23 protein-coding genes are annotated in these 24,063 nt (G+C 27.3%); 20 read left to right on the top strand and 3 right to left on the bottom strand.

Features of this window, described 5'->3' with window-relative positions:
- Positions 1-182: 182 nt before the first annotated feature.
- The 3 genes from KGF38_RS00895 to KGF38_RS00885 are packed head-to-tail and all read left to right on the top strand — an operon-like array spanning position 183 to position 1,113.
- Complete coding sequence (locus tag KGF38_RS00895) at positions 183-398, top strand: DUF3791 domain-containing protein (RefSeq protein WP_227450928.1); 216 nt, start codon at positions 183-185, stop codon at positions 396-398.
- Complete coding sequence (locus tag KGF38_RS00890; protein WP_167650473.1) at positions 398-877, top strand: DUF3990 domain-containing protein; 480 nt, start codon at positions 398-400, stop codon at positions 875-877. Before KGF38_RS00895 ends, KGF38_RS00890 begins: the two co-directional genes overlap by 1 nt.
- 5 nt (positions 878-882) lie before the next feature.
- Entirely contained in the window at positions 883-1,113 is a 231-nt protein-coding gene (locus KGF38_RS00885) for a hypothetical protein (protein WP_021426800.1), read from the top strand.
- A gap of 116 nt (positions 1,114-1,229) precedes the next feature.
- Here KGF38_RS00885 and KGF38_RS00880 read toward each other — a convergent pair whose 3' ends face one another.
- Genes KGF38_RS00880 through KGF38_RS00870 form a run of 3 tightly spaced genes read right to left on the bottom strand, consistent with a single transcriptional unit; the run spans position 1,230 to position 3,968 of the window.
- Positions 1,230-2,396 carry a site-specific integrase gene (locus tag KGF38_RS00880; protein ID WP_227832084.1) on the bottom strand — a complete coding sequence of 389 codons (1,167 nt, stop codon included), beginning with the start codon at positions 2,394-2,396 and terminating at the stop codon, positions 1,230-1,232.
- Positions 2,386-3,138 (bottom strand): Fic family protein, encoded by a 753-nt coding sequence (locus KGF38_RS00875; protein ID WP_227832083.1) that lies wholly within the window; start codon positions 3,136-3,138, stop codon positions 2,386-2,388. The genes KGF38_RS00880 and KGF38_RS00875 overlap by 11 nt, the downstream gene beginning before the upstream one ends.
- A 56-nt stretch (positions 3,139-3,194) precedes the next feature.
- Positions 3,195-3,968 (bottom strand): helix-turn-helix domain-containing protein, encoded by a 774-nt coding sequence (locus tag KGF38_RS00870; protein WP_227832082.1) that lies wholly within the window; start codon positions 3,966-3,968, stop codon positions 3,195-3,197.
- A gap of 137 nt (positions 3,969-4,105) precedes the next feature.
- Between KGF38_RS00870 and KGF38_RS00865 the strand changes: the two genes are divergently transcribed.
- The 17 genes from KGF38_RS00865 (at position 4,106) to KGF38_RS00785 (ending at position 23,862) form a co-directional block, all read left to right on the top strand.
- Complete coding sequence (locus tag KGF38_RS00865) at positions 4,106-4,306, top strand: helix-turn-helix transcriptional regulator (protein WP_009891540.1); 201 nt, start codon at positions 4,106-4,108, stop codon at positions 4,304-4,306.
- A gap of 3 nt (positions 4,307-4,309) precedes the next feature.
- Positions 4,310-4,624 carry a hypothetical protein gene (locus KGF38_RS00860; RefSeq protein WP_038811149.1) on the top strand — a complete coding sequence of 105 codons (315 nt, stop codon included), beginning with the start codon at positions 4,310-4,312 and terminating at the stop codon, positions 4,622-4,624.
- Between the two features lie 60 nt (positions 4,625-4,684).
- On the top strand, positions 4,685-5,389 hold the full coding sequence (locus tag KGF38_RS00855) for a hypothetical protein (RefSeq protein ID WP_227832081.1): 705 nt from the start codon (positions 4,685-4,687) through the stop codon (positions 5,387-5,389).
- Positions 5,390-5,398: 9 nt separating this feature from the next.
- Positions 5,399-6,736: a replicative DNA helicase gene (locus tag KGF38_RS00850; RefSeq protein WP_413926741.1), complete on the top strand. Its 1,338-nt coding sequence runs from the start codon at positions 5,399-5,401 to the stop codon at positions 6,734-6,736.
- A gap of 247 nt (positions 6,737-6,983) precedes the next feature.
- Complete coding sequence (locus tag KGF38_RS00845) at positions 6,984-7,259, top strand: DUF6809 family protein (RefSeq protein ID WP_227832080.1); 276 nt, start codon at positions 6,984-6,986, stop codon at positions 7,257-7,259.
- Between the two features lie 230 nt (positions 7,260-7,489).
- Positions 7,490-9,511 carry a site-specific DNA-methyltransferase gene (locus KGF38_RS00840; protein ID WP_227832079.1) on the top strand — a complete coding sequence of 674 codons (2,022 nt, stop codon included), beginning with the start codon at positions 7,490-7,492 and terminating at the stop codon, positions 9,509-9,511.
- The gene (locus KGF38_RS00835) at positions 9,511-12,165 is read left to right on the top strand and encodes a DEAD/DEAH box helicase family protein (protein ID WP_227832078.1); all 2,655 of its coding nucleotides are present in this window, start codon (positions 9,511-9,513) and stop codon (positions 12,163-12,165) included. Before KGF38_RS00840 ends, KGF38_RS00835 begins: the two co-directional genes overlap by 1 nt.
- Before the next feature lie 505 nt (positions 12,166-12,670).
- The gene (locus KGF38_RS00830; RefSeq protein ID WP_227832077.1) at positions 12,671-13,633 is read left to right on the top strand and encodes a helix-turn-helix transcriptional regulator; all 963 of its coding nucleotides are present in this window, start codon (positions 12,671-12,673) and stop codon (positions 13,631-13,633) included.
- Positions 13,634-13,710: 77 nt separating this feature from the next.
- Positions 13,711-14,340, top strand: a complete 630-nt coding sequence (locus KGF38_RS00825; RefSeq protein ID WP_227832076.1) for a type 1 glutamine amidotransferase family protein — start codon at positions 13,711-13,713, stop codon at positions 14,338-14,340.
- A gap of 495 nt (positions 14,341-14,835) precedes the next feature.
- Positions 14,836-15,249 carry a hypothetical protein gene (locus tag KGF38_RS00820; RefSeq protein WP_054271616.1) on the top strand — a complete coding sequence of 138 codons (414 nt, stop codon included), beginning with the start codon at positions 14,836-14,838 and terminating at the stop codon, positions 15,247-15,249.
- Positions 15,250-15,309: 60 nt separating this feature from the next.
- A complete protein-coding gene (locus KGF38_RS00815) occupies positions 15,310-15,726 on the top strand; it encodes a hypothetical protein (protein ID WP_167639914.1) in 417 nt (138 codons plus the stop codon).
- Complete coding sequence (locus tag KGF38_RS00810) at positions 15,727-15,939, top strand: helix-turn-helix transcriptional regulator (RefSeq protein ID WP_176702544.1); 213 nt, start codon at positions 15,727-15,729, stop codon at positions 15,937-15,939.
- Positions 15,940-16,409: 470 nt separating this feature from the next.
- The gene (locus KGF38_RS00805; RefSeq protein ID WP_167639912.1) at positions 16,410-17,453 is read left to right on the top strand and encodes an extracellular solute-binding protein; all 1,044 of its coding nucleotides are present in this window, start codon (positions 16,410-16,412) and stop codon (positions 17,451-17,453) included.
- A 238-nt stretch (positions 17,454-17,691) separates the two neighbouring features.
- Complete coding sequence (locus tag KGF38_RS00800; protein ID WP_167639910.1) at positions 17,692-18,684, top strand: ABC transporter ATP-binding protein; 993 nt, start codon at positions 17,692-17,694, stop codon at positions 18,682-18,684.
- A gap of 1 nt (position 18,685) precedes the next feature.
- Positions 18,686-20,380, top strand: coding sequence for an ABC transporter permease (locus tag KGF38_RS00795; RefSeq protein WP_074179904.1), 1,695 nt, complete (start codon positions 18,686-18,688; stop codon positions 20,378-20,380).
- A gap of 671 nt (positions 20,381-21,051) precedes the next feature.
- Positions 21,052-21,942, top strand: coding sequence for a ketose-bisphosphate aldolase (locus KGF38_RS00790; RefSeq protein ID WP_054271611.1), 891 nt, complete (start codon positions 21,052-21,054; stop codon positions 21,940-21,942).
- 24 nt (positions 21,943-21,966) lie between these two features.
- Positions 21,967-23,862 carry a fructose-specific PTS transporter subunit EIIC gene (locus KGF38_RS00785; RefSeq protein WP_074179903.1) on the top strand — a complete coding sequence of 632 codons (1,896 nt, stop codon included), beginning with the start codon at positions 21,967-21,969 and terminating at the stop codon, positions 23,860-23,862.
- Positions 23,863-24,063 lie beyond the last annotated feature (201 nt).

The raw sequence follows: 24,063 nt of genomic DNA, 5'->3' as shown, positions 1-24,063 counted from the left end.
TTTTGAGGGTATATTGGGGTGCATTTAGGGTGTATAAAAAACCTTTATTTATTATGATATTAGGTAACATAGAATTTTAATATCTACTTTATGATATAATATTTTTATAAATGTAAAATAGTTTAAGTTGTTAATTAATAAAAATATATATTATATAAGTTTGATAGGAGTTGAGGTTTGTAATGGATGAAAGAAAACTAGAATTTTCTATTTTTTGCATTGAAGCTTTAGCAGAAAAATTGGATATAGATTCAGAAGGAGTTTATAAACTTCTTAAACATGATACTGATATTTTAGATAACTATATAATACCTTGCTATGAAGCACTACATTCTCAAAGTAAAAGTTATATAGTGCAAGATTTAATACAAGTGCTTAAAGAAAAGGGCGTGATGTAATGATTGTATATCATGGTTCATACTGTGTGGTAAAAACGCCTAATATTATCTTCTCAAGAGATTCTTTAGATTTTGGAAAAGGATTCTATTTAACTAGTATAAAAACACAGGCACTTAACTGGACAGAACGTTTTAAGAAAAGGGGTAAAAAAGCATATTTAAATAGCTATTCTCTAGATATTGATAAATTAAAAGAAAACTGCAAGGTAAAAATCTTCAATAGTTATAATTTAGAATGGCTTGACTTTATATTAGAATGTAGAAATATGAGTGATGTATATATGAAATATGATGTTATAATAGGTGGAATTGCTGATGATAAGATTTACAATACAATAGAACTGTATCAAGATAATCTTATTGAAAAAGATGAAGCTTTAAAAAGATTAAAATACTATAAGCCAAATGAACAAATATGTATAACTAATCAAAATGTAATAGATAAATATTTAAAGTTTAGATGTGAAGAGGAGGTATAGTGCTTATGGAAGCAAATAAAACATTATTACAGATACTATATAAAAAAATTATATTAGAATTTTCTAGGCAGACAGGCAAGAGTTTGGAAGAAAGTATGGATTATTTATATACTTCTGAAACATATAAACTTATAAGTGAGGGTGTATCAGATATGCACTGTAAGGGTCATATATACTTGGCTCAAGAATTAATGCTAGAAAATGGATTAATGTACCATATAGGTTATCCAAGATAAATAGTTAGAAAATTAGATAAGAGTAAGGATACAAGATAATATAAAATTAATTTGTATCCTTATTTTGATTTTGTAATTAACTATATGAAATTATAATATTTATATGTATTTGATTTTTACAATGAAAATATTTTATCCAACTTTTCTACAGCTTCAATCTTCTTGTCTTCCATAACTTGAGTATATATATTTAAAGTTATTGATATATCATAATGACCCATTAAAACTTGTACAGTTTTAGGAGGAACATCATTCTCAAAAAGTCTAGTTGCATAAGTTTTTCTAAGACCATGAAACTTTATAGGTTCTATATCTAAGCTATTTAATATAGACTTTAAATTCCTTAAAGGTCTTTTATCATCAATAGGGGCACCTAATTCATTGCAAAATACATAATTATCATTTCTATATAATTCTCCAGCCTTTAATATATCTGCATTTTGATTTACTTTATGTTCTTTCAATTTATTTAAGACATCCTTTGGAATAGGCACAGTTCTGTAAGAATTTGATGTCTTTGGCTCTTGTTCTAATACTTTAAGCTCTCTATTTCCATTTCTATCTATAAGATATGTTCTTTGAAGAGTTCTTTTAACTGTTAAATTAGACTTTTTAAAATCAATATCAAACCATTTAAGTCCTAGTAATTCTCCTAATCTAAGTCCAGTACCAAGAGCAAGTAAAAATAATACCTCTAATTTATGACAATCTATAGCTTTTATAAAATTCTTTTGTTGTTCAAGAGTCAATATTTCAAGCTTATTTTCCTTTTTCTCAACTGGTATATTTACCATAGTACAATAATTACGTTGTATAAGACCTTGTTTTTCAGCTTCTGATAAGCAGGTTTTCAGTTTAGTGTTTATTTGCCTTATAGTAGGTATACTTTTATTGGAATCAAGCAATCTATTGTAATATTTTTGCATGTGAGATACTCTTAAGTCCTTTAACTTAACATTGCCTAAATCAGTATCTTTAATATAATTACGATAGATGCTTTCATATCTTTCAAATGACTTTGGTTTTAAATCTTTTATTCTATATTCAAACAACCAATTGTAAAACCAATTCTCTAAAGTTATTTTATCATCTGAAATATCAGAACTTAAATAATATTGTTTTTTATAAGCATCAAGTTTATCTTTAACTTCCTTTTGAGTTTTACCATAAAATTCTTTTCTTATTGGTTTTCCATCTTCATTATAACCAATCATTATACGAGAACGCCAACCATCTTTATATTTTCCGATAGAGCCTTCTCCATTAGCTCTTTTAGTTGCCATTTTTAAACAACTCCTTATATGATTTATAGTTATATCCATCGAAGAATGTAATACATTTCTCTAATAAGAATTTTATAACTTCATCAGCTTCTAGTGTTTCATAGAAGTTTAGCATTAATGTGTTGTATTCTTGTTTATGTTTGGCTGGTATTGATAGAACTCCTATATCATTACTTATAAGTATTAGGTTTGAGGTAAGTCGAGCAGTTCTTTTGTTACCATCATAGAAGAATTGACAATAGGACAACCATAAATTTATTATTATAGCCTTTTCTAAGGGGTTAGTTATTTTATTTATGATACTTATGTCACTTATAAATAAATTATTTAATAGAGTGGCTTCTATGCACTCATATTGAGTAGTACCAGCTATACCTATGTTACCGTTTCTAAAATCTCCAACAATTAGAGCTTCATCTTTTGCAACTATTTTATGTATAGAGCAAATTGTATCTTTATTTAAAGATAAGTTTTCTTTGTTACTTAATTTTATTATATAATCCCATGATGATTTTATATTTAGTATTTGATTTTGGTCACTTAATTTATGTCCACCTACTGTTATACCATCAAGTAATGTTTGTACTTCTGGGAATGTGAAGGGGTTATTTTCTAGGTTACCCATATCATATACAAATTCACTTATCATTCTTCTAATGTATGTTAAAGTATATTTTTTATCTCCATGAGGTAGATTAGTAGGAAATTTATATGTGTATTTTGGTATATATGATTTATTCATGATTGTAGCTCCTTTCATAGTTTTTTATCATTGCTTTAGATAGTATTGATATTATTTTATATTTTATTTAGTAGTTTTTTTATTTCTTTAAGTGTATTTTCAAGCTTTTCATTTTTTTCCTTTAATTCATTATTTTCTTGTAATAATTTAAAGTAATCATTATTTTTAATAGTAATATTTTCTTTTTGAGATATTAATTTTTTTAGTCGAATATTACTCCCAGTATCTGTTGGGTCACTAAAATAATCATAGATTGTTTCTATATTTTCTTCTGATAGACCAATATCTAATAATTCATCAATTGATTGTTTTGTAAGAACATCATTTTTAATAATTTCTTTTATGTCATCAGGATGTAATGAAAAATCTAATTCAGTATTAGATATACAATCTGAAAGTATCCAATTATAAACTTGATTTTCATTTAGTTCTAATTTTTCACCAAGTTTATAATATTGGTCTTTATCAGACCAAGCACCTAGCAATAAACTTGAGGTAATTCTAATATCATCATCTTCCATAAGATTTGAAATAGCATTTAAAAATTCATCAAAAGAATAGTATTCTTCTGGGAATAAAGATTGTAAAAAGTATAAAACATCTTCATTAGTCATTACTTCATTTTCAATATCAAAATAAAAGATAGTCTTTTCAATTTTCAAAGCTTTAGCGAGTTTTGATAAGGTATCTATACTAGGTATTCTTTTATCATTTTCATAGTTTATTAGAGCATTTCTTGAGATGCCACTAATTTCAGCAAGTTGAATCTGTGTTAGTTCTTTTTGTTTTCTTATATTTTTTAAGTTTTTTCCAATTTGCAATATTATCACCTCGTATAAAGTATAGCCCAAAAGTACACAAATGAGAACAGAAAAATAATATATTTTTATTGACAGTACACATATGTCGACATTATAATTAAAATGTAAAGTTTACGAATGTAAACTAGAAAAAAGGAGGAAAAAGTATGGGAATCAATTTAAAAATATTTAGGATTAAAAAAGGTCTAAAGCAACAAGAACTGGCAGATAGAGTTGGTATATCAAGATATTATTTATCAAACTTGGAAACAGGTAAGGCTAATAATCCAAGCAATGATTTGATGATTAAACTATCTAGAGCTTTAGATACAACAGTAGAAGAATTATTTTTTAGTAAGGAGGAGTAAAATATGAAAGAGAATAATAATTTGGAAGTTTTAAAGACATTACAAGCTACTTTAAACATTATTGTAAAGAATGAAGAAGAAGCACAAGAAAAAAAACAAGGATATAAAATTATTGAAAATGCGAAAAGAAATAAAGCTGAACTTATAACATGTAAGGAAGCATCGAGACTTTATCCTATAGGAGAATCAAAATTTAGGCAGTTATGTCATTCTAAAAATAAAGGATTTCCTTGTATATGGATAAATAATAGAGTATACATAATAAAAAATAAATTGGATGATTGGTTTATTGAAAATGCAAATGGTATCAAGTTATAGTCTTAAAGTAGGTGTTTGCAATTGAGTAATAAAGGGTGGATAAAGCTTTATAGGGAGTTGTTGGATAAATCAATTTGGAAAGACATTAAACCAGAAAGAAAAGTAATATTAATAACTATATTACTTATGGCTAGTCATAAAGAAAACCATGTTTTTATAGATAATAAAAGGATAAAAATAAAGTCTGGACAATTTATTTCTTCCTATAGCAAAATAGCTGAAAGATGTGGTAAAGGAGTTAGTTATCAAATGGTTAGAAGCTGTTTGTTGGTTTTTAAAAATGCTGGTTTTCTAACATACGAAACAACAAACAAGTATATAGTCATAACTATTGAAAACTGGGAGCTTTATCAAGAGAACATAGAAAATCAACAACCTAATCAACAGACGATTAACAATCAATCAACAACAATCAAGAATATAAAGAATGAAAATAATATTATATATAGTGAAATTATAAGCAAATTTAACTCAACTTGTATTGAACTTTCAAAGGTCAAGAAACTAACAGACACAAGAAAGAGGAGAATAAATTCAAGAATAAGAGAATATGATAAAGAAACTGTATTAGAGGTTATAAATATAGTTAGTAAAACAAGTTTTCTGAATGGAAATAATAATACGGGATGGAAAGCAAATTTTGATTGGATAATGAGTTCAAGTAATTTTACCAAGATACTAGAGGGCAATTATCATAGCAAGGAAATTGTCATAAATAAAGAGACAGGAACATATAATCCAGATGACTCACAATTAAAGTGGTAAGGAGGTTATATTATAAATAATTCAAACAACTTAATTAAAAATACAGAAGCAGAGCAATCAATATTAGGAAGCATTTTATTAGATTCAACAATAGTGGAAGAGTTAGAGCAAATGTTAAATGAAGACATGTTTTATCATGAGGAACATAAATACATATTTAATGCTATAAAAGAAATAAATAAGAGAAATGAAGTAATAGATATAATAACTCTTACAGAAGAATTAAAGAGAAAAGGTCATTTGAATAATATTGGAGGTATAAGCTATATCACTAGTTTGTCAACAATAGTTCCAACAGTATCAAATTTCATGAGTTATGTAAGTATAGTTATTGAAAAATACAAAAATAGAAATATAATTGATAAATTCAAGAAGTTCAATCTTGGAGAAATAGATGATAATACTCTTATATATCAGTTAGAAAATGATATAAATAAAGCTAATCAGAAATTAATAAAAAAGGATTCAAGTATAACAGCCATATCAGAGAGAGCCTTTGAATATATAAATGATGAAGTAAATGAAGGTATTAAAACTGGAATAAAGTTCTTAGATGATACTATAGGAGGTTTATATGGGGGTGAACTAACTACAATAGCAGCTAAAAGTGGAAGAGGTAAAACAGCATTGGCGTTACAAATACTTAGAAATGTAATATTTCAAGGTAAGAAAGTACTTTTTATAAGTGGAGAAATGAGCGATATACAGATTCTATTTAGAAATATAGCCTCACTAACTGGAATATCAGTTGTAAAAATGAAAAATAGAAACTTAGATGATGAAGAAATAGTCAAATATATACAAGCTTTAAGTATAATAAATCAAGAAAATAATCTTTATATAAATGACTCTGTAAACACAGTATCAGGAATAAAGAGGGAAATAAAGAGTATTAAACCTAGTTTAGTAATAATTGATTATTTGCAAATTTTGGATTATGAAGGTAAAGAAGTAGGAGAAGCTAAATTTGCTGACTTATCAAGACAAATAAAAAAGATTACTTTAGATTTTAATATACCAATTATTCAGCTTGCTCAATTAAATGATGAATTGAAGGATGAAAGACCTAAAGGGGATAGAGTAATGAGAAGCTCAAAGCAGATATATATGGATTCTAATTCAGTTATATATATTCATAGACCTACAGAAAAAGAAGCTCTTAATTATTGTAAGACAATGGGAATTGAGGATATAAGAGAACTGAGACGAAGAGAAAAAGGTTTTGGTGCTAATTTAAGTGAGATTATTGTTGCTAAAAATAGGGATGGTGAGTCAGGATTTAGACCATATTGGTATATAGGAAATTTGTTTTCTTTTGAAGAATGTAAGAAGATACAAGAGATATAAAAAAGAAGCATGATTTATTAAGTAATAGATAAATTATGTTTCAAGAAGTATTGAAGGATAAAGATAAGTATTAATTAGATGTAATGAAGATTTAAAATATATTGAGTTTAGATTTAAACACTTATTAGAAAAAGGTAGTTGCCATATAAATATAACAACTACCTTTATAAATTAGGTACTTAATGTACACTAACCTAGCAACTTAAGTATATATTAAGTGCCTGAGGAAAGTCAAGGAGGTACTAAAATGTATGATGAAATTATAGAAATATATTTTGATTATTGGATAAATGAACATATGTATAGAGATATTTTAGAAAAAGACAAATATTATATTGAAAGTTGGAAAGAAATTATGGCGATTAATGAATCATTAGAAAAAAGTTTATTAGATGAGAACAGAAGAGATGAATTATTAGAATTGAACGATTTATTCAATTCATTGGTAGAGTTTGAAAGAGAACTTAGTTATAAACTTGGATTTAAAGCAGGAGCAAAGTTTATAGGTGAGTTGTTAAAGTGACTTGATTAGATATACTGAAAAATATAATTTATGAAACTTCTTAAAATATTAACTTTATATGTTTAGTATTGAAAGTATAAGATATTTATCTTGATTTAAAAAATTATATTTTGGATTCAAGGTTGATAAAAGTATAGTTTATAAAGTTTTAAATTTTTTATTAATTTTCATATTTTTACAACTCTGATATAATTAAAGTGTAAAATTTTGAAATATGGGGGATAAATTAAATGGCTATTGATACTAAACTAATGACAGAATTAAAAAATATTTTACAAGAATTTGATGATAGGTATTTTGTAGATGGAAAAATGAAACGAGCTTCTATAATTGATGATTTAAACAATTATAATGCTGATTTGATAAGTGCTTTACTAAAAAGTGAAACAATTAAAAAAAATTATTTGAAAAATGTGGATGGGAATAATATTTTTAAACTAAATCAATTTATTGAAATACTTCAATATAAAGAGTTTTGGCAAGATAGTTATACAAAGTATGCTAATAAAATTGGTTTAGCTACAGGTGGAAAATTTATTGATGAGTCTGAAGATATTGTTCTCGATTTTCCATTTAAAGATACTATATTAAAAGCGAGTATGAGCAAAGAAGATAGAAATAAAGAAGATTTACTTCCAGATGAACCTTTCTTGAATACAATCTTGGCTAAAGAAGAAATTGATGTTCTTTTTGATAAAAAAATTTTATATAATGTAAAAAAATTTGATAAAAATGAAAAAAGTAATATAACAGAATTTTCAAAAACTGATAGTTTAGTTATTAAAGGTAACAATTTACTTGCATTATACTTATTAAAAGAGAAGTATGCTGGAAAGATAAAATTAATTTATTTAGATCCACCATATAATACTGGTAAGGATAGTTTTATATACAATGATAGTTTTAATCATTCTTCTTGGCTAACATTTATGCATAATCGTTTAGAGATAGCAAAAGAGTTTCTATCTGAAGATGGTGTTATTATTGTTCAAGCTGATGATAAGATGCAGGCATATCTCAAATTGCTTATGGATGATATTTTTGGAAAAGAACAATTTGAAACTACTTTTCATATTCAAGTTAGATATACAAATAAAACCTTATCTGAAGATAATGATTTTCAAAAAGTTATGGAAGTTGCACATGTATACTCAAAAAATACAACAGTTTTTAAACCATCAAAAATCCAAGAAGAATATTCTATTGATAAGTTCAAATATCAAATTAAAGAATTAGGAGAACCGTATGATATATTTGAGGAAAATGGAAAAAGGGTAGAGGTATTTTCTTCAGAAGATTATGAAGTAAAAGAAATTCAACCATCATTTGATGGACTTAAAGAAACTTGGGCAAGTGGTTCATTAGTTAGACAGGGTGGAACAGCAGCTGAATTTCTTGATAAATATTTAATTAAAAGAAAGGAAATAGGTGTATTATATAAAATATATGGAATGGGAAGTGATGGTCTTGGCTATAGATATGTTCTAGGTCCAAAGAAAAAGGGAGCTACACGAGGAAAATTCTATTCAGGTATTCCAATAGATATTAAATCTGATGTTATTTCAGGTAAATATTGCAAGGAAAAACCAATTCCTAATTTGTTGGATAACGAATTAAAATATGAAGATGCATTTGGAAATATCCGACATGAAGGAGGAGTTGATATTGGAGGAGGGAAAAAACCTGAATGTCTAATCAAATTTTTTACTGAGTATTTTACATCAAAACAATCTGATATAATCTTAGATTTTTTTGGCGGAAGTGGTACTACTGCATCAACTGCTATGAAACTTGGTCATCCTTTTATTATAATAGAACAATTAAATTCTCAGATAGAATTAATCTTGAAACGATTAAATAATGTTATTAATGGAGATAAGACTGGTATTTCATCTGATGAAGAAGTAGGTTGGAAAGGTGGAGGTAGTTTTATTTATGCTGAACTAATGGAAAAGAATCGTAGATATTTATATAATATATGGGATGCAAAAAATGAAAATGAATTAAAACAAGTGTATATAAACATGAAAAAATCTGCTGATATTGATTTTCGTGTTGATTTGAATAAGGTAAATGATTCACTTTGGTCATTACCTTTTGATGAGCAAAAACTTATACTTATTAATATCATTGATAAAAATCAGCTTTATTATAATTATTCTGAAATTGAAGACGAGGAAGTTAGAAAATTAATTTCTGAATCAGATTATAAATTTAATAAATGTTTTTATAAGATGGAGAGTGGGTTATAATGAAAAAAGCTAAAGAGAGACTAAAAAAGCGTGATTTACCATTTTTAAAATTCTTAAAAGATAGAGATAAACTTCGTTTTGATGGACCAGAAAATTATCATGTGCCTCTGTATATTAAAGAAAATTTGAAGCACACTTTACGTTCATATCAAAATCAAGCTTTGCGTTTTTTTCATTATACTCAAACTATGGAAGGGGCAGATTATCGTCAAAATCACTTGCTTTTTAATATGGCAACTGGATCAGGGAAAACAGATGTTATGGCAGGTATCATTTTGTATTTATTTGAAGAGTTTAATTATCAAAATTTTTTGTTTGTAGTAAATACAAATGGAGTAGTATTAAAAACGAGAGAAAATTTAATCAATCAAAATTCTTCTAAGTATTTATTCAAAAAAGATATTGAAATTGAGGGAAATAGAATTAGTATTCAAGAGGTGAATCGATTTCCTAAGAATGCTACTAATAATACTATTTATATTAGATTAGCGACAATTCAAAGTATATCAAATGAATTAAATTATCCAAAAGAAAATGGACTAACTTATGATGAGTTAGAAAAAAATTCAGTTGTTATATTAGGAGATGAAGCACATCATTTTAATGCATTCACTAAAAGTAATTTAAGTGCTGAAGAAAAGATGGAACAAAGTTGGGAGAATACACTTGATAGAATTCGCCAATTGAATATCAAAAACCGTCAAATAGAGTTTACTGCCACTATTGATATAGAAGGGGATAATAATGTTTATGAAAAATACAAAGATAAGATAGTTTATCAATATGGATTAGATTCATTTATACGTGAAGGGTTTTCTAAAAGAGTATTTCGTTTACAAGCTAATTCAGATGATAAATCAAAAATGTTAAATGCTGTTCTGTTAAGTCAATATCGTAAATATTTATCAAAAAAATATGGAGTTACCGATTTTAAACCAATTGTGATGTTTAAATCTAATTATGTAAAAGTTTCTATTAATATGTGTGATAACTTTATTACAATGATAAAAGATTTAAATGTTGAGGATCTCCAAAGATTTATTCAAACAGAATTTAATACAACAGTTAGTCCTACCTTAAAAAGTGCATATGAGTATTATCTTACCAAAGATTTAGCTCATATAATTGTAGATTTAAAACGAGATTTTTCAAAAGAAAGAATAATAAATGTAAATGATGGTAAAAAAGGAATTTTGGAAAATTCAAGTAATTTTAAGTCTCTTAATACACTGGAAGAGCAAGATAATCCTTTTAGAGTTATATTTGCAGTTGCCAAACTAAGTGAAGGTTGGGATGTATTAAATCTTTATGACATTGTACGTATTAGTGAAAGTGCAAAAGCTACGCCAGTTGCTACTATGAGTGAAGCTCAACTTATAGGGCGTGGAGCGAGGTACAATCCTTTTAAATTTGAAGGGAAATATTCATTTGCTCGTAGATTTGATAATACAGTTAATGAAGAACTTAAATTATTAGAGTCTTTGCATTATCATACTATGAACGATCCTAACTATATAAAAAATCTTGTTAAGTCATTAGATAGTATTAAATTGTCAGTAGAAGATGATAGTGACTTTGATATATATTCAACTGATATAAAATCAAGTTTTAAAAGGTCAGAAGCATACAAGACTGGTAAATTATATTATAATATGATTGAAGATGTGCCACAAGAAACATATACATCTTTAGCTGGCTTTGGAGTTAAATTAGATGAAGTATATACAGCTGACTTAATTTCAATTACTACTGAAGCGGAGTTTGTATCAAAAGAAAGACAAGTACAAATAAGAGATGAGTTAATAACAAGAGATATTCGTTTATTTAAGAAAGCTATGGATCGTAATTCTTTCTTTAAATTTAGTAATTTGAAAGAATATATGCCTACTCTTAAGTCAAAAAATGAATTTATCAATGATAAAAGATGGCTTGGTAAAGTTAGAATTCAAGCAAGGATAGCAAATGAATCTAATAAGTTAACGAAAGAACAAGAACTACATGCTATTGAGATGTATTTGAAATATTTGGAGAAAACTATCAAGAAAAATTATTGTAAAAAACGTGGAACAAATATTTTCAAAAGTGTTTTAATTAATCAAGTAGTACAACCATATAGGAAAAAAGTTTCAAAGGGATTTTCAGGAATTTCAATTCATGAAAAGGTATTACCTTATTCAATGAAAGGTAAAGATTGGTTTGTGTTTGAGAATGCAATTGTAAACGGGTTGGAAAAAAGTTTAATTGATTTAATGAGTAATTTTATTAAGACATTACAAAAAAAGTACAAAAAGGTGTACTTAATTCGTAATGATGAACAAAGTGGTTTAGTAAAATTGCATCAATTTTCTTCAAACTCTGGAATAGCTGTATATGATGGATTTATGCCCGATTTCATTCTTTATTTGGAAGGAGAAGGGTATATATATCAAGTGTATATTGAACCTAAAGGAGATAATTTGTTGGAAAGAGATAAATGGAAAGAAGAATTATTACTTTCATTGAATAATGAAAAAATTGAATTTATTGGAGAAGATGAAAAAGTAAAACTATTTGGCTTAAAATTTTATACAAATAGAAATACTAGACAAATAGAAAAAGATTTGTCAGAATTAGTTTTTGATGGTAATGATTTAATGGAAGAATTTTATTTTTAAATAAAGTTATGTAAATATATTTAGCATATTTTTATGTAGTTATTCACTTATGACTAGTTAATTTCATAGTTAAGTTCACAAATATGAAAAAGTATTTTTTACTCAAAGCCACTCTTATTTTGTAAGAGTGACTTTGAGATTCTCTATAGTATGAGTACATTTATAATGTTATCATTAAGAAGAATTTTAAATAATATTTTTACTATATTTTATTGACACAAATAATTGAAAATCTTAAGTTAGTATTAAATACCCCAATTTTACCCCAACTAGAAAAAAATAGTAGAGAAAACCATAAAAAATATTATTGATTAAGTACATAAAATACTTATATTTAAATGATTTAGTTAAAATAAAAATTGTGTAAATTATATGAATAGACTCCCCTCGTCTCCACCATTAAAATCTAAGAAAAATATTAGCACTTTGCTAATATTTTTTTTGTGAAAACTAATCATAACCTATATAATTAACTTATAAAACACACACAAAGAGGTAAAACTATATGGCTAAAATTGATAATATGATGTCCATATTATGGATGCTAAACTCAGATAAAAAAATAACCGCAAAACAAATATCTGAAAAACTAGAAATAAACATAAGAACTGTTTACAGACACATTGATGCATTATCTGCTACTGGAATACCTATAATTTCAGATACAGGTCATAATGGTGGATATACACTTTTGAATAATTTCATCAAAGCACCTCTTTTTTTCAATACAGAAGAGCAAACTGCTCTACTTCATGCAGCTATATTTGCTAAAGAAGAAGGGTGTTTTTTAGATGAAACATTAGATAAAGCAACTTCAAAGTTAAAAATGTATTCAAATCAAAAACAAGAAGAAATTTTAACAAAACATTTAATAGGTTTTGAAGTAATAAAACCCACTGGAAAAATATCCATAGAATCTGTACTTAAAAAATTGAAAAATAGTATAGCAAATGAATCATCTGTAGAAATTAACTATCGTACAGCTCATGAAGAAAAATCAAAATGTAGGATTATAAATCCATATGGAATTGTTCGTTGGAATAATAATTGGTACATAGTAGCATTTTGCCAAATGAGAAATGAGATTCGTAGCTTTAGGTTAGATAGAATTAGTAGTGTTATAGAAACATCAAATACTTTTAATAGACCAAAGGAATTTTCAGCAAGTGAATTCTTTATAAAGGGGATTATGGACGAGACAAAAGATGAAGATAATACTATACAATTAGTTATAGAAGGAAAGATAAATGCATTGGACAACTTATGTCAGCATTGGCTTCTAGGATATTATTTGAAAGAAAGAACTTCAAATAAAGCAATATTTAAACTTCAAGAAGATATAATATTTACATATGTACCAAATATACTTATACCTTATAGAAAATCTATACAAATAATTGAACCATTAAGTCTTAGGTATAAAATGGTTGAAGATTTATTCGAATTAATTAATCATTATCAAATTTAATAACTTAACTGACAGAGTATGTCAGTTAAGTTATTTTACAATGTAGGTATATTAATTGATAAGATAAGGAGTAAAAGATGAAAAATAGAAAAGTATATATGTATGTATTCGATACTATGTCAGATTGGGAAGTTGGATATTTAACTGCTGAATTAAACACAGGAAGATATTTCAAAAAAGGATTAAAGCAACTAAAAGTAATTACAGTAGGAGTTGATAAAAATCCTATTATAACAATGGGTGGATTAAAAGTTTTACCTGAGATTACAATTGATGAGCTTAATATTGAAAGTAATGATTTATTAATTTTGCCAGGGGGAAATACTTGGATGTCTATGGGTCATGAGAAAATATTAGAAAAATCTAAGGGGGCTTTGGAACAAGGGTCTATAGTTGCAGCTATTTGTGGTGCTACTTTAGGGTTAGCTAAAACAGGTTTACTAGATTTTAGAAATCATACAAGTAATGATTTAGAATTTCTAAAAATGGTGATACCAAGTTATTCTGGAGAAAAATATTATAAAATGGAATCTGCAGTTAGTGATGAAAATTTAATTACTGCTTCAGGAATTGCACCATTAGAATTTACGATACAAGTTTTAAAAGTTTTAGATGTTTTTAAAGAAGAAGCATTAACTTCTTGGCTAAATCTTTATAATACACATGACTCTAAATATTTTTTCAAATTAATGAATTGTAATAAATAAATTTAAGATTTATTTTTAAATTCAAATTCTAAACCACTTTCTCTATGGCAATAGATAAGTGGTTTTTTATTTTGATTATGAAATCCAAAACCATACCCCAGCCGCAAGAAAAGGTATTTTTGAAGAATATTGAAGTGAATTTAGGTTGTATAACTATACATTTCAATTATTGCTTATTAATTAGGATAATAGTTAGTAAATGATATGATTGAGAGAATAGATATAATAAACTAATCTAGTACTGTACTGCTTACTAAAGAATAAATTTTTATGGTATAAGAATTTTTTAGAGAGCTGGTTATATAGGAGTGAATAAAAAAGTAATTTTATAATATTATTTGTAAGCATTAGATATCTATTATGAAATCTCTTATGGACTATACTTGTAAAAATATTATTAAGTATTTACAATATTTTCTTGCAATTTATTTGGAAAAGTTATATATTTATAACATGAGGTGTTATAAATATATAACTTTTAAGGGGTGATTTTATATGTCTAGATTGAAGCTTGGTGTTAAAGCAAATCTTGTTTCAGAATTCCTGATGCTATCCTATTTCTTTATAGACTTATTATTAGAAAAGTTTATTTTTAAAGGCGAAGGTATTTGGATTACTTTTATAATCTTATTAGTTTTTTGGGTATTTGACTCAATGTATAATAAAAAATATAATGATTTAGTCGATGAGGCATCAAAACTTATGTTATTAAAGGTTGATCAAATTGCATCAAAAATAATGCTGTACTCTATGTTTGTAATAGCTGTTCTCTTTTCAGCTAATCATACAAGAGCTTTAGATGTATCAAATTTGGATATAGGTATAATTCTATTAGCAGTTTTATTTATACAATCGTTATCTAAATTAATTCTGTATATACATTTTGATAAAAGAGGTATATGTAATTAAGTAATTATATTAATGAAAACAAAAACTAAAGAATATATAACTTTTAAGGAGGATTTTTATATGTCTAAATCAGAAACTGGAGTAAAATCAAGGCTTATCTTAGAATTACTTGTAATAACTTATTTTTTTATAGCAGTATTAGCGACTAAGTATATTTTTAAAGGTCCAAGTACGGCTTCTCTTCCAGGGCTGAGCTGGTTAATAGTTTTTGGTTGTTATCTAATTTATAATAAAAAATATAATGATTTAGTTGATGAATCATCTAAATTTATACTATCAAAGGTTAATCAGATTGCAATAACAATAATGATGTATTCCATAGTTATAATTGCTATTTTCTTTGCAACTCCTTATACAAGGAATATAAATATATCAAACATGGATACTGGCATAATTCTTATTGCAGTTTTATTTATACAATCATTATCTAAATTAATTTTGTATGTGTACTTTGATAAAAGGGGGATATGTAACTAAGTGGCAATATTGATGAAGACAAAAATTAAAGAATATAGGGAAAAACTCCTTATGACACAAAATGAACTTGCTAAATCGGTTGGAGTAAGACGTGAGACTATTGTACACTTAGAAAATGGAAAATATAATCCTTCTTTAAAGTTAGCTATGGATATTGCTAAAGTATTCAATACTACAGTGGAAAATTTATTTGAATTTATTGAGGAAGAATAGTGGATAGGTTATAAACATTTATAAGATGGTTAATGAAATATAGCTATTTAATTATTAAGTTTGCTAAAAATATTTGTATGTAACATAATGTGTGATTAAAGTTAGATTATAATTATTTTAAGATAAAAAGAGTATTGTAAATGATAAAAATAATAAGTGATTTAAGAAAATATCTCATATACCATAAAATCATTAGTTCAGATGACCTATTTATAGGTCATTTTTTATGTATATAATGATAATACTAATACTTAAAATATGTCTTGAAGAAATACAATACTAATATTAAAAAAGGATTAATGTGAATACAAAAATTATATGTATAAAAAAATAAACATGGATATAGAAAAAAACAATAACAAAATAAGTGACTATAGAAAAATACAATTATATAGATTGTTGTCGAATCGTTGACTATAAGAATAATAACATTTAAAATGAACATGGAGAATATGGGGGGAGGAGTCAATATGAAGAGAAAAATAGCAGCTATTTTATCAACTGTAGTGATGTCATTATCACTTGTAGCTTGTAGCAATGATAATACAGCAAAAAGTGATAAATTAGAGGATACATTAGTAGTATATACTACTCATGGTGAGGATATGCTAGGAGCAATTTCTGAAGAATTTACAAAGGAAACAGGAGTTAATGTTGAATTTATAAACTTAAAGGGTGAACTAGCAGATCGTGTTAGAAGTGAAAAAGATAATCCACAAGCAGACGTAATGTTTGGTGGAGATACATCTACATATATGCAATTAAAAGAAGAAGGATTATATGAAAAGACTGAACCAAGCTGGAATAATGAATTAGAAAAGTCTTATAAAGACTCAGAAGGATATTGGTATGGAACTATAAAAACACCAGTAATGATGTTTTATAACACAAAATTATTATCAGCCGATAAAGCACCAAAAGATTGGAGCGATTTAACAAAAGAAGAATATAAAGATTTAATAGTTACTAGAGACTCATTATCATCATCTATGCGTTCTACTGTTAGTAACTTAATCAATTACTATTCAACTACTAAGAGTGAAGCTGAAGCTTGGAAGTACCTTGAAGGTTTAAATAAAAATATCAAGAACTACTACAATAGTGGAAGTGTTATGTATTCAGCAATTGGTAAAGGTGAGTCTGCGATATCTGTTGCAGTGTTAAGTGATATAATAGATAATAAAGAAAAAAATAATATGCCATTAGAAGTTGTAGATGCAGAGAGTGGTTCTGTAGTAATTACAGACTGTGTAGCAGCTCTAAAAAATGCTCCACATCCAAATGTAGCAGCTAAATTTGTAGATTTTGTTGGAAGTGCTAAGATTCAAGCTATGATTGCAAATGATTTTAACCGTATACCAACATTAGATTCTGCACTTAAAGATTCACCAAAGTGGATGTCGAAAGAATATAAAGCTATGGATGTAGATTGGTCTGTAATTGGAAAAAATCAATCTAACTGGATTGAAAAGTGGGAAACAGATATAATAGATAATAATAAAACTATAAAATAGTCTAGTTAGATAATTTAATATTATATACAAAAATAGTGAGGATTTCCCTCACTATTTTACGTATAAGGGAACTATAGTGTATCATGGTTTTTGTGTAATTCACGCTACCTAATGATGCTAATACTCTGATATTAAATAAAATAGCTTTTGAGTAATTAATGAAGTAGTCAATGATGTGAAGTGATTCATCATGTGTATATTTAAAATTTATAAATATTAGATAATTTGTGGGGTCGATATGAAGAATATAGAATTAAAGGAAATTAATCATTATTATGGAAAAGAAAAAGTATTACATGATATTAATATATCCATCAAAGAAGGCGAATTTTTTACTTTATTAGGCCCTTCTGGATGTGGTAAAACAACCATTTTAAGAATAATTGGTGGATTTATAAAACCTTCTTCTGGGAGTATTTATGTTGGTGATAAGAATATTACCAACCTAGAACCAGAAAATAGAAATATGGGAACTGTTTTTCAAAACTATGCATTGTTTCCAAATATGACTGTAGAAGAAAATGTATCTTATGGATTAAAAATAAAAAAATTATCTAAAAAAATTATAGTAGAAAAATGTGATACTTATTTAGAACTGGCAGGAATGAAAGATTTTAGGAAAAAAAAGATTGATGAATTATCTGGTGGACAGCAACAAAGAGTGGCAGTAGCAAGAGCATTAGCTATTGAGCCTACTATGCTTTTATTAGATGAACCAATGTCTAATCTAGACGTAGCTTTAAGAGTCAAAATGAGGGAAGAAATAAGAGAGATACAGCAAAAAATTGGTATTACTACTTTATTTATTACTCATGATCAACAAGAGGCCTTGGCTATTTCTGATAGAATAGCTGTAATGGATAAGGGTAAAGTTCTTCAAATTGGTATGCCAATGGAAGTCTACAAAAGACCATTGAATGATTTTGTGGCAAATTTTGTAGGCACTTCAAACTGTATTGAAAAAGAGGATTATGTTAATTTTAATATTGAAAAAGAGACAAAGCCTTATATTTATAAAAGACCTGAAGAAATGGTATTGTTGCAAAATACTAACCAAAGTGGGTTTGTAAAAGTAAAAGTAGAATCTAAGCATTTCTTAGGTCCAATTTTAGAATATACAGTATCAAATAATGAGAAAAAATATCAAGTGACTGAACTTAATAGGCTGAATAATAGTAATAAATTAAATGTAGGGGATAAGGCATATTTAGGTGTGCTACAGGGTGAATAATATGATTAAAAAAAGAAACCATAGTAAATTCACATCTAAAAATATTATTTCTATTATTTTATACAGTATATTATTTTGGATTCTGATTGGATATATTATCGTTCCAATAGCTAACACCTTTGCACAAGCATTTCAAGGTGAAGGTGGATATTCTTTTGAAGTATTCAAAGAATATTTTTCAAATACTAATAATTTAAGGGTAGTAAGCAATACTATAATTTTGGGATTGGGTTCTGTACTTGTATGTGGAATTATGGGTATATCACTTGCCTTGTATATGACATTTGTTTGTGATAAACACAAAAAAATCATACATATTCTTTTACTAAGTCCGATGATGATTCCTGGAGTAATTATGGTAATTGCATGTATTCAGCTTTATGGAGAAAGTGGGATAGTTACAAAATCTATAGAAATTTTACTCTCATTTATCAACAAACCCTATGATTTTAGTGGATTAAAGGGAATTTTATTTGTGGTTGCCTATACTCAGTATGTGTATTTTTATTTAAATGTATATGTTGCCTTAAAATATGTGGATTACTCAACAGTTGAAGCTGCAAAGGGAATGGGAGCATCAAAGCTAAGAGTATTTTTTGATGTAATATGGCCTGTTATTACACCAGCTGTTATAACTTCTACTATTATAACTTTTGCATCAGGGATTAGTTCTTTCTCAGCACCAAATCTTATAGGTGGTGGTTTTAAAGTTTTGAGTACTCAGATTGTTAGGTCTAAGGCTAATAACCATATGGATATAGCCTCAGTTCAAGTGATTACTTTGTTACTAATGGGGATTGCATTTATGCTTTTGTTACAGTATTATGGCAAAAAATATGGAGTAGTATCATCCCTAAAATCTCAAAGTTATAAAGTTGATAATAGAAAAAAAGACTTATTTACATTTGTATGTAAGATTATTATTGAAATACAAATTATTATTATTATACTCCCTATAATTACTATTGTATACTTATCATTTGTAAGTACACATTCAATTATGACGACCATATTTCCTAGAGATTTTACACTGGAAAACTACCAGATGATTTTCCAAAAATCACGTGTATTACAGCCTATTTTAAACAGTTTGAAAATGTCTTTAATGGCAGTGGCATTAGGATTGATAATTACAGTACCAGTATCATATTTAGTAATTAAAAAAGATAATACATATAATCGACTAGCAAAATTTATTATAATGTTACCTTGGAGTATGCCTGCAAGTGCTATTGCAGTTAACCTAATTAATACATTTAATCAAAAAAGTATATTTGCTTTTAATGAGTCCTTAATAGGTGGTTTTTATATTTTGCCTATAGCATATACAATTTATGCCTTGCCATTACTATTTTCATCCAATGAGGTTGCTATGAAGTCAATAAATTTAGGATTAGAAGAATCATCAAGGAGTTTAGGTGCTGGAAGAATACAAACCTTTTATAATATAATAATCCCAAATATGATGCCAGGAATAATTTCAGGGGCTATATTAGTATTTATTCGTACAATTGGAGAATATACAATGTCAGCCTTGCTTTATGGCGTTTACAATAGACCTATTTCAATATCCATTGTAACTAATATGCAAGAATTTAAGATAGGAGTATCTATGGCTTATGGTGTATTAGTAATTGGGATATGTTATATAGCATTAGGAATAATTTTTAAATTAGATAGAAAAAGATTTACATAAAATAATAGAGACTAACTTATAAATTAGTGATTAGAAAACCAAGTTTCTTTATTTCTTAGAAATGAACTCAAGAAGTATGATTTTGGTGTGTTATGTCAAGCTTATGACATCTAAAAATTAGATAATTGTGAGTATGATTTCTATAAATCATCTCTACCATTGAAATGTACAAAAAGATATTGGCTATCTGGCTAATATCTTTTTGATTTTTTGATATCAATATAACATTAACTATAGTGCTAGTGTTTTAAAATTTATAGCTATAGGTATGTAAAATATAACATCTATGTAAGATATGCTATTATTGAATGTTAATTTTCAAGTAAATGAAAGTAGGGTATTTGATATGTTTGTATCTTTTGATAAATTGATGATATAGCTAGAGGATAGAATTTAAATGAAGATTTACAAAGTAATCACAATTATTAGAGTCAGCTTTTGAGCTTATTGAGTATTGATAATAAATAAGTTTAAGAAATATAATTAACTGTGATACAGACTTCTAAAAGCTCCTTATTGAAAAGGAACTAAGAATATATAATAAAAGTTCCTTTTCAATAAGGAAAACGATTGTTATTTTCTGACTTTTATTACCCTGATATTATTTAAATATAAACAACAACAAAATCAATAACAAATAAATCAAAATTAAAAATATCAGGAGGTACAATATGTTAATAAATATGAAGGAAATGTTACAAGTGGCACAAGAAAATCAATTTGCAGTACCAGCATTTAATATAGGGAGTGGGCAAATACTTAAAGCGGTAGTACAGAGTGCTAATGAAAAAAATGCACCAGTAATCCTTGCAATTCACCCAAATGAGTTAAGTTTTCTAGAAGATAGTTTTGTAGCTAGTTGTATAGAAGAAGCACATAAGAGTAAGGTACCTATGGTAATACACTTAGACCATGGAGCAAATAAAAGTCAAATATTAAGAGCTATAAGATGTGGATTTACATCAGTAATGATTGATGGGTCACATTTACCATACGAAGAAAATGTAGCTATATCTAGAGAAATAGTGGAAATAGCAAAAGGATTAAATGTATCTGTAGAAGGAGAACTTGGGACAATAGGGACAACTGGAACATCAGGAGAAGGTGGTTCTGATGAAATAATATATACAAATCCACAATTAGCTAGGGATTTTGTTGAAAAAACAGGAGTAGATACGCTAGCTATTGCAATTGGTACAGCACATGGTATATATCCAAAAGGGTTTAAACCAGAACTTAGATTAGACTTATTGAAAGAAATAAAAGAAGTAGTAGATATACCTTTAGTCCTTCATGGAGGCTCATCAAATCCAGATGAAGAAATAGCACAAGCAGTTAAACTAGGAGTTTGTAAAGTAAATATTTCAAGTGATGTTAAATCAGCATATTATAAGAAGTGCAGAGAAGTATTACAACAAAATCCAAGTCTGTATGAACCAGATGCTATATATCCACAATGTATAGAAGCTGCAAGGGAGGTTATAGAGTTTAAAATGAATTTATTTAATGACATAGATAAATTAAAATGTTTTTCACAAAAAGAAGAATTAGTAATTGGATAATAAATTACGAGGAGATGAGAGTCTATGATAGAGCAAATATTACGTAGTGATTGTATTGTATTAGATAAACAATTTAAAACTAAGAAAGATGTAATTGATTATATGGCAAATCATTTGTATCATGGAAATTATATAAATGATAAAGAAAAATTTATAATTGATATTAATAAACGAGAAAAAGAATCACCAACCAACATGGGAAATTTAATAGCTATCCCCCATGCCAAGTCAAGTGCAGTAAATCAACCTGTAATGATGTATTTAAGAACAGATAGGGAGATTATGGATAATGATGGTCAAAAACTTAGGTCATTTTTTATGATAGCAATTCCAGAATCAGGTTTAGACATTCATCTTAAGATTATATCTAAATTAGCTACATATTTAATGGATGAAAATCTTATTAAGAATCTACTAAATGCAGAAACTCCATATGAAATATTAAATATATTTAATTGTAAGGCAGTAGAATCAGGAGATTTAAGTAATAATCAAAGTAAAGGTCTTATAGTTGGAATAACAGGGTGTCCAACAGGGATAGCCCATACTTTTATGGCAAAAAAAGCGTTAGAGGAAGCAGGGCAAGAGCTCGGATATGAAGTAAAAATAGAAACACATGGAGCTATAGGTATAGAAAATAAGTTAACTAAAGAGGATATAAAAAGAGCAGAGTATGTGATAATAGCTTGTGATAGAGAAATTCAAACAAGTAGATTTATAGGAAAGAAAGTATTACAAAAGAAAGTAGCAGATGCTAAGAATGTTTCATTAGCAAAAAATTTAATTATAAATGCTGAAAATGGCATGGCTAAAGAAATTAAGCCAGGTGGAAAAACTTTAGAAGATTCAAAAGAAATACTTCAAGGAGCAGAGAAAAAAGGTATTTATAAACACTTAATGAATGGTGTATCTGAAATGATTCCATTTGTAGTAATAGGTGGGATTGGTATAGCTATAGCATTTATGTTTGGTATATTTGCATCAGACCCAACTCATGAAACATACAATCCTATAGCTGGATTCTTTGGACAACTTGGAGGCGACTCAGCATTTAAGTTATTCATACCAATACTTGCTGGTTTTATAGCTAAATCAATTGCTGGAAGGCAAGGTTTTGCTCCTGCTATGATATCTGGTTTTATGGCAGTTATTGGAGGTTCAGGATTTCTAGGTGGTATGGTAGCCGGATTTGCAACAGGATATATAGCTTTAGGAGTAATGAAGATAACAGAAAACTTACCAGATGTATTAAAGGGAGTAAATGCTGTACTGATATGTCCACTATTGATTGCATTCACGAGTGGGGCTATAATGTTCTTCATAGTTAATACGCCAGCATCATGGTTAAATGAAGCTTTACAGTCTTGGTTACAAGGTATGTCTGGAACTAATAAAATATTATTAGGTGCAATATTAGCAGGAATGATGGCTTCAGATATGGGAGGCCCTATTAATAAAACAGCTTCAGCATTTGGATTGGCTATGTTCTCTAGTAATGTATTTGAACCATCAGCAGCATTAATGGTAGGTGGAATGGTACCTCCATTAGCAATAGCATTAGCTATGTTAATATTCAAAAATAAGTTTACTAAAGAAGAAAGAAAGTCAGCACTGCCAACTGCTATAATGGGTGCATCTTTTATAACAGAAGGAGCAATACCATTTGCAGCTGCAGACCCATTAAGAATGATTCCAGCAAATATAATTGGTTCTTGTATAGGTGGAGCAATATGTATGAGTTTAGATATAACTTTGATGGCACCACATGGAGGAATATTTGTAATACCATTTGCATGTAGTTCGCCAATTGCGTATATAGCTTGCATATTAGTTGGTACAGTAATAACAACATTAATTATAGGGATAACAAAACCTACTATAAAGAGTGAAAGTAGTGAATTTGAAATACTTAGTGCTTAAATTATAAATAAGATTGAAAATAAGGATATTGAAGAAGTAGTTGGCTACATCTCAATATCCTTATTTTTTATTTTGAAATTATATTATATGAATTTTGCAAAGTGTATCATAAATTCTTTTATGATACAGAAGTATCTTAGTATTCTTACATAGCTATGAAATATGCTAAAATAGTACTTAATAGAAATATCAAAAAATAGG

Origin of the sequence: Clostridioides sp. ZZV14-6387 (genome assembly GCF_020657835.1) — a bacterium.
GTDB classification, from domain to species: Bacteria; Bacillota; Clostridia; order Peptostreptococcales; family Peptostreptococcaceae; genus Clostridioides; species Clostridioides difficile_A.
The sequence above is the reverse complement of the archived record's forward strand: the minus strand, read 5'-3'. Positions and strand labels throughout refer to the sequence as shown.

Bases quoted from the DNA above. Each gene is read 5' to 3' on its own strand.
- KGF38_RS00895 (WP_227450928.1), top strand. From the start codon at position 183: ATGGATGAAAGAAAACTAGAATTTTCTATTTTTTGCATTGAAGCTTTA.
- KGF38_RS00890 (WP_167650473.1), top strand. From the start codon at position 398: ATGATTGTATATCATGGTTCATACTGTGTGGTAAAAACGCCTAATATT.
- KGF38_RS00885 (WP_021426800.1), top strand. From the start codon at position 883: ATGGAAGCAAATAAAACATTATTACAGATACTATATAAAAAAATTATA.
- KGF38_RS00880 (WP_227832084.1), bottom strand. From the start codon at position 2,396: ATGGCAACTAAAAGAGCTAATGGAGAAGGCTCTATCGGAAAATATAAA.
- KGF38_RS00875 (WP_227832083.1), bottom strand. From the start codon at position 3,138: ATGAATAAATCATATATACCAAAATACACATATAAATTTCCTACTAAT.
- KGF38_RS00865 (WP_009891540.1), top strand. From the start codon at position 4,106: ATGGGAATCAATTTAAAAATATTTAGGATTAAAAAAGGTCTAAAGCAA.
- KGF38_RS00860 (WP_038811149.1), top strand. From the start codon at position 4,310: ATGAAAGAGAATAATAATTTGGAAGTTTTAAAGACATTACAAGCTACT.
- KGF38_RS00845 (WP_227832080.1), top strand. From the start codon at position 6,984: ATGTATGATGAAATTATAGAAATATATTTTGATTATTGGATAAATGAA.
- KGF38_RS00840 (WP_227832079.1), top strand. From the start codon at position 7,490: ATGGCTATTGATACTAAACTAATGACAGAATTAAAAAATATTTTACAA.
- KGF38_RS00835 (WP_227832078.1), top strand. From the start codon at position 9,511: ATGAAAAAAGCTAAAGAGAGACTAAAAAAGCGTGATTTACCATTTTTA.
- KGF38_RS00830 (WP_227832077.1), top strand. From the start codon at position 12,671: ATGGCTAAAATTGATAATATGATGTCCATATTATGGATGCTAAACTCA.
- KGF38_RS00825 (WP_227832076.1), top strand. From the start codon at position 13,711: ATGAAAAATAGAAAAGTATATATGTATGTATTCGATACTATGTCAGAT.
- KGF38_RS00820 (WP_054271616.1), top strand. From the start codon at position 14,836: ATGTCTAGATTGAAGCTTGGTGTTAAAGCAAATCTTGTTTCAGAATTC.
- KGF38_RS00815 (WP_167639914.1), top strand. From the start codon at position 15,310: ATGTCTAAATCAGAAACTGGAGTAAAATCAAGGCTTATCTTAGAATTA.
- KGF38_RS00805 (WP_167639912.1), top strand. From the start codon at position 16,410: ATGAAGAGAAAAATAGCAGCTATTTTATCAACTGTAGTGATGTCATTA.
- KGF38_RS00800 (WP_167639910.1), top strand. From the start codon at position 17,692: ATGAAGAATATAGAATTAAAGGAAATTAATCATTATTATGGAAAAGAA.
- KGF38_RS00795 (WP_074179904.1), top strand. From the start codon at position 18,686: ATGATTAAAAAAAGAAACCATAGTAAATTCACATCTAAAAATATTATT.
- KGF38_RS00790 (WP_054271611.1), top strand. From the start codon at position 21,052: ATGTTAATAAATATGAAGGAAATGTTACAAGTGGCACAAGAAAATCAA.
- KGF38_RS00785 (WP_074179903.1), top strand. From the start codon at position 21,967: ATGATAGAGCAAATATTACGTAGTGATTGTATTGTATTAGATAAACAA.